This is a genomic window from Clostridium sp. 1001270J_160509_D11 (assembly GCF_015667935.1).
Lineage (GTDB): Bacteria > Bacillota > Clostridia > Peptostreptococcales > Peptostreptococcaceae > Intestinibacter.
Genome location: NZ_JADPET010000161.1, coordinates 1 through 6,201, shown reverse-complemented (window position 1 = coordinate 6,201; position 6,201 = coordinate 1). Strand labels below are relative to the sequence as shown.

Sequence of the window (6,201 nt, the reverse complement as noted above, 5' to 3'; positions counted from 1 at the left end):
AAAAAAAATTATATACACAAAAAATAAAATTTTTCTTTTTTATAAATTTTTTAACTAATAATGATAATAATTCTTCATAAAGCAAAGACCCATTTTACTTATGTAAAATGGGCCTTCTAGCTAATGTGTATGTGTTGTTAAATTATTTTTTTATATTGTATTTATATTAATTTTTTAAATTAAATTCAAATTATTCAACTGTAACTGATTTAGCTAAGTTTCTTGGTTTATCTATATCGCATCCTCTTTCTTTTGCAACATAGTAAGCTAATAATTGAAGTGGTATTACACTTAATATACCAGCTAATATGTTATCAACTTCTGGGATGTATATAACTGCATCAGAAGATTTTTCTACTTCTTTGTTTGTTTCTTCAGTTATTGATATAACGTTAGCTCCTCTTGCTTTAACTTCTTGCATGTTAGATAACATTTTTTCGAATAGGCGTTGTTGAGTTGCTAAAACTATTACTGGAACACCTTCTTCTATTAATGCTATAGTACCATGTTTTAATTCACCAGCTGCAAATGCTTCAGCATGAGTGTAAGATATTTCTTTTATTTTTAAAGCACCTTCCATTGCAGTTGAGTAGTCAAGACCTCTACCTAAGTAGAATATGTCGTTTTTATCTACTAATTGTTTTGATATTTCTTTTATTTGTTCTTCACATTTTAATACTTCTGTAACTTGCTCTGGTATAGCTTTTAATTCTTCTATATAGTTCATGTACTCTTCTTTAGTTATAGTACCTTTCTTTAATGCGAAGTCTAATGCTATCATTACGAAAGCTACTATTTGAGTAGTGTATGCTTTTGTAGAAGCAACTGCTATTTCTGGACCAGCCCAAGTGTATAATGTGTAGTCAGATTCTCTAGCTATTGAAGAACCAACAACGTTAGCTATTGATAATACTGTAGCACCTTTAGCTTTAGATTCTCTTAAAACTGAAAGTGTATCAGCAGTTTCACCAGATTGACTTGCTAATATAACTAAAGTATTTTCGTCTATAAATGGATCGCTATATCTGAATTCTGAAGCTATATCAGTTATTACTGGTACTTTTAAGAATCTTTCTACAGCGTGTTTTCCTATAAGTCCTGCATTATAAGCAGTACCACAAGCAACTATATATATTTTGTTTATTTTGTCTAATTGCTCTTTTGTTATATCTATATCATCTAATTTTATTTCACCATTTTCATCTAATCTTCTCATTAGAGTGTTGCTGATTGCTTCTGGTTGTTCATATATTTCTTTTATCATGAAATGGTCGTATCCACCTTTAGATGCTGCTTCAACGTCCCAGTTTATTTCGTTTACTTTTTTGTCTACTACTTCTCTGTTTTCGTTTAATATTTGAACTTTGTCTCCTAATATGTGAACATATTCGTCGTTTTCTAAGTAGTAAACTTTTCTTGTATATTTTAATACTGCAGGTATATCAGATGCTATGAAGTTTTCACCTTCACCTAATCCAACTATTAATGGACTGTCTTTTCTTACTGCCACTAATTCTTGGTCGTTATCTGTGCATATAACACCTAATGCATAAGCTCCTCTGAATCTAGCTGTAGCTTTGTAAACTGCATCTAAAAGATTTCCTTCGTAGTATTTGCTAACCATATGAGCTGCTACTTCTGTATCTGTTTGAGATATGAATTCATATCCTTCAGCTTGTAATTCAGCTTTTAATTCTAAGTAGTTTTCTATTATACCATTGTGAACTACTGCTATTGTTTTTTCTTTATTAAAGTGAGGATGTGAGTTTACATCTGATGGTACACCATGAGTTGCCCATCTTGTATGCCCTATTCCTAAATGTCCTTTTATTGGATTTTTTTCTAAATCTTCAGCAAGTACTGCTAATCTACCTTGGAATTTTCTTATTTCTAATTCATTTTTACCATTGTTTACAGCAACACCTGCAGAGTCATATCCTCTATATTCTAATTTTGAAAGCCCATCGACTAAAACGTCTGTCGCTTGTCTATTACCTAAGTATCCTACTATTCCACACATAATTTGTGTCCTCCTAAAAAATATTTAATTTATATATTTTTAAGATTTCGGGTCAATCCACATGGGTTTCTTTTTGTTTAATAGGATTACTCCCATTCTTTGTAGAAATCCTCCGATGGTGGCACACCGCAGAGCATCCGCCGATATTTCGATTAACTCTGACCTCGTCAACTTAAAAAATTAAGTTCTGGCGCTTTAATAAACACTAGTTTTATTCTAGTATTTACAATTAACTTAAGATATATTCGGGCATAAAACCACACTAAGTGCGATTTTACACCCTATATTTATATTAATTCTCTAATATTAATCAATGTCTTAAGATAATTTTGCTTTTATAAGATCTGCTAGTTCTTGTGCTAGCTCTCTTATTTGACCTTCATCTTTACCCTCTAACATAACTCTAACTAATGGTTGTGTTCCAGATGGTCTTATTAAAACCCTACCTGTTCCAGCCATAAGTTTTTCAAGTTTTTCTATTTCAGTTCTAATTTCGTCATTTTCCATAAATTTATTTTTAACTTCATTTCTAACATCCACATTTATTAAAACTTGTGGGTATGTTGTCATTAAAGCCGATTGTTCTGATAAAGTTTTGCCATCTTCTTTTACTATTTTAGAAACGATTAATGAACTTAAAGTTCCATCTCCTGTAGTATTATAATCTAGGAAAATCATATGTCCTGATTGTTCTCCACCTAGATTGTGGCCACTCTTTTTCATCTCTTCTATTACATATCTGTCTCCAACATCTGTAATAGCTAAATCTATTCCATATTCTTTAGCTGCTACATGAAGACCTATATTACTCATTGTAGTAACAACTAATGTATCCTTAGCTAGTTTATTTTGTTTTTTAAGGTAAACAGCTCCTAATATCATTATATGGTCACCATCTACAATTGTACCTGTCTCATCTACTGCGATTAATCTATCAGCATCACCATCATATGCAAGACCTAAATCAGCATTGTGTTCTACAACTGCTTTTTGAAGTCCTTCTGGATGTGTTGAACCGCATTTGTGATTTATGTTTTCGCCATCAGGAGTAACATTCATAGCTATTACTTCTGCTCCTAATTCTCTGAAAACTTCTGGTGCAACTTTATAAGCTGCTCCATTTGCACAATCTAAAACTACTTTTAATCCTGTTAAGTCAGTATCTACTATAGATTTTAAATAATCTACATAGTCTTGAGCTGCTGTGTGTTTATGAATTCTAACACCAACCTCATTCCCTATAGGATTATAAGCTATTTTTTCCATATTATCAATATATTCTTCTATCTTTAACTCGATTTCATCATCTAGTTTAAATCCATCTTTATTGAAGAATTTAATACCGTTGTCTTCCATTGGGTTATGTGATGCAGATATTACAACTCCACACTCAGCACCATATTTTCTAGTTAGGTATGCAACACCTGGTGTAGGTATTACACCAACAGTAATTACGTCACAACCAACAGACATTAAACCAGCAATTAATGCTGCTTCTAACATGTCTCCTGATTGTCTTGTATCCTTACCTACTACAACTTTTACTTTGTATTCATTATTAGTAAGAACATATCCTCCTGCTCTACCTAATTTATATGCTAAGTCACAAGTAAGCTCTTTATTAGCTACACCTCTTACTCCGTCAGTTCCAAAATATTTTCTCATAAAAAGTCTCCTTCCAAAATGAAAACCTTAATAATTATTATATCAGTAAATGTCAAAAAAATTTCTTACAAGTTTATAACATTTATTTCCAAGTTATCATGTATATTTTCAATGTATTTTAAAATCTTAATTATTTACAGCATTGTTAAATAATGAATTTGCCGTCCTAAAATTTGTCATAAACTCATTTTAATACTTAAATACAAAAAAGACAATAGCTATTTTAGCTATTGCCTTCTCTGTATTTATCTGGTATTTAAATAATTATTATTTATAATAAAATAAGCTATTTTTATTGATATTATCAATTATCTCAGATTATATTTATTTTGACATTACATAACTAGGTTCAATCGATATACTTTTTACATTAACCCCGCTATGATTAATATTGTACTGGCTGCCAGAATTAAATCCGCCCGATAAATCAAGATATAATTTTAAATCTGATTTAGATATCTTTTCTGCTTCTCTATCGTATTCTACAGTTACTTTTATCGTCTCTGGCAAATCAAAATCCTCAAGTGTTTTGTTATCTGCATTATTTTCTAAAGTCAATTCAGAACCGGAGTATGTAAATACGCTGCTAGTTGCTTCATTAGTACTTGCAGATTTTATAGTAATACTTGTTCTATCAGAACTAATTCCACTTGGTATCTTCAAATCTATAACTTTATTATTTGATGTAAGTTCATCAACATTAATTGGTTCTGTATCAATTGAATCTATTGATTTTAAATCTTCACTTTTTCCCTTTATTTGTATTGTACTTGGTGTTATTGTAAAATCTTCTCCTTCAACTAATTTAGAACTATTTCCTCTAAAAACAACATTTATTTTAACTTCTTTTTGTTGTAGATATGATACTTCTGCACTTACTTTATCAAACGCTAAAGTAACATGATTTACTTCTTTTCTATCAGCATCTAATGCTTTTAATTCTAGCTGTGTAGATTGTGTCTTAGATAATTTCTTATCTGCATTAAATACAGCTTGTACATATTTTATAGACTCTACTCTACTTCTCGGTCCTGATACCATTACATTTTTCTCACTTAATGTAATGGTATCGACATCATCTTTATATTGTCCTGTTATTTCAACATTAATTTTTTTCTCTTTTTCTATACTTTTTTCTAAGTTTATAACGATAGTATCTGACTTAAAGTCCGTAGATACTTTGTCGCTTGCGCTAGCTCTCAAATAAAGCTGATTTTGCCCCTCTATAGGATTATTAATAGTCCCATATACATTTATATTATTAGCCGTTATCTTTTGTAAATCTGATAGGTTTCCTTTAACATACACAGATGCGACTAATTCTTCATCTGGATCTACAACTAACCCTAAATCGTTTATTTCATGGATATTTGTTATAGTGATAGGTATTTCTTCAAATAGTTTTGTATCCTCTGGGTCTACAACAGCCATAACATACATCCAAAGAACTATCGCACTTAATAAAGATATTATCTTTATCTTGGTATTCTTATTTAATATTTCTATCATTTGAATATACCACCTTTAAATAAACTTTTCTCAGTTGCACTCTTTCTCAAATTATTTTTTAATATATTAGCCATTCTTTCCTTAGCAATATTTCTATATAATTTACCAGATTTCGCAATTGAGACCTCCCCTGTCTCTTCTGAAACAATTAAAGTTAAACAGTCTGATACTTCACTAATACCAACCCCAGCTCTATGTCTTGTCCCTAAATCCTTTGTTAAATCCTTACTTTGACTTAAAGGTAAAAAACATGCCGCTGCCTTTATCTTAAAATCTCTAATAACCACTGCCCCATCATGCAATGGAGTATTTGGTATAAATATATTTATTAATAATTGACGTGATACATCACCATCGATAGTAGTCCCTGTATTTATTATATCTGATATTTTAGTTTCCCTTTCCATTATTATAAGAGCCCCTATTTTCTGTCTAGAAAGCGAATATAATGTTTCAACAATTTCTTCTATCATTTTATTAAGTTGTGCATCATCTTCATTTTTATTTCCCTTTTCAAAGAGCTTAAAATTAGCTCTACCTATGTACTCAAATCCTGCTCTAAGCTCTGGTTGGAATATAATACATACCGCTATAACCCCAACCTCAATAGCATTTACTAAAATCCAATAAAGAGTATGTAATTTAAATAAATCACTTATCTGTGTAGCCAATAATAATATTACAATTCCTTTAAAAACCTGTTCCGCTCTAGTATCCTTTATAAACATAAATACCTTATAGAAGATATAAGCTACTATTGATATATCTACAACATCATATATACTCATCCTTAGTATAATATTCATAAAATCATTAAAAAAATTATTTAAATCGGACATTATATCATCCTCCTATTTAATTAGTTTTCTTATTTATCCACCTCGAAATATTTAAGTTGTAATTTAAAATTTCAAGGTTTTCTGATCTATTTATTATTTGTATGTTATTTTCATTTATTTTAATTTAATTTTATTTATTTTAATATCATTTGTTATTTTTAGATAGAT

At 30.0% G+C, this 6,201-nt stretch carries 4 protein-coding genes; all 4 read right to left on the bottom strand.

The annotated features are described in order from the left end of the window. Window positions 1–190 precede the first annotated feature (190 nt). The 4 genes from glmS to cdaA all read right to left on the bottom strand — a co-directional run bounded on the left by glmS (window position 191) and on the right by cdaA (window position 6,033). Entirely contained in the window at window positions 191–2,020 is a 1,830-nt protein-coding gene (glmS, locus tag I4U58_RS12110; RefSeq protein WP_195931602.1) for a glutamine--fructose-6-phosphate transaminase (isomerizing), read from the bottom strand. Window positions 2,021–2,338: 318 nt separating this feature from the next. Further along, a complete protein-coding gene (gene glmM, locus I4U58_RS12105; protein WP_195931601.1) occupies window positions 2,339–3,685 on the bottom strand; it encodes a phosphoglucosamine mutase in 1,347 nt (448 codons plus the stop codon). Window positions 3,686–4,009: 324 nt separating this feature from the next. Then, on the bottom strand, window positions 4,010–5,194 hold the full coding sequence (locus I4U58_RS12100; RefSeq protein WP_195931600.1) for a CdaR family protein: 1,185 nt from the start codon (window positions 5,192–5,194) through the stop codon (window positions 4,010–4,012). Continuing rightward, window positions 5,191–6,033 (bottom strand): diadenylate cyclase CdaA, encoded by an 843-nt coding sequence (cdaA, locus tag I4U58_RS12095; protein WP_195931599.1) that lies wholly within the window; start codon window positions 6,031–6,033, stop codon window positions 5,191–5,193. Before cdaA ends, I4U58_RS12100 begins: the two co-directional genes overlap by 4 nt. Window positions 6,034–6,201 lie beyond the last annotated feature (168 nt).

Bases quoted from the DNA above. Each gene is read 5' to 3' on its own strand.
- I4U58_RS12100 (WP_195931600.1), bottom strand. From the start codon at position 5,194: ATGATAGAAATATTAAATAAGAATACCAAGATAAAGATAATATCTTTA.
- cdaA (WP_195931599.1), bottom strand. From the start codon at position 6,033: ATGTCCGATTTAAATAATTTTTTTAATGATTTTATGAATATTATACTA.
- glmM (WP_195931601.1), bottom strand. From the start codon at position 3,685: ATGAGAAAATATTTTGGAACTGACGGAGTAAGAGGTGTAGCTAATAAA.
- glmS (WP_195931602.1), bottom strand. From the start codon at position 2,020: ATGTGTGGAATAGTAGGATACTTAGGTAATAGACAAGCGACAGACGTT.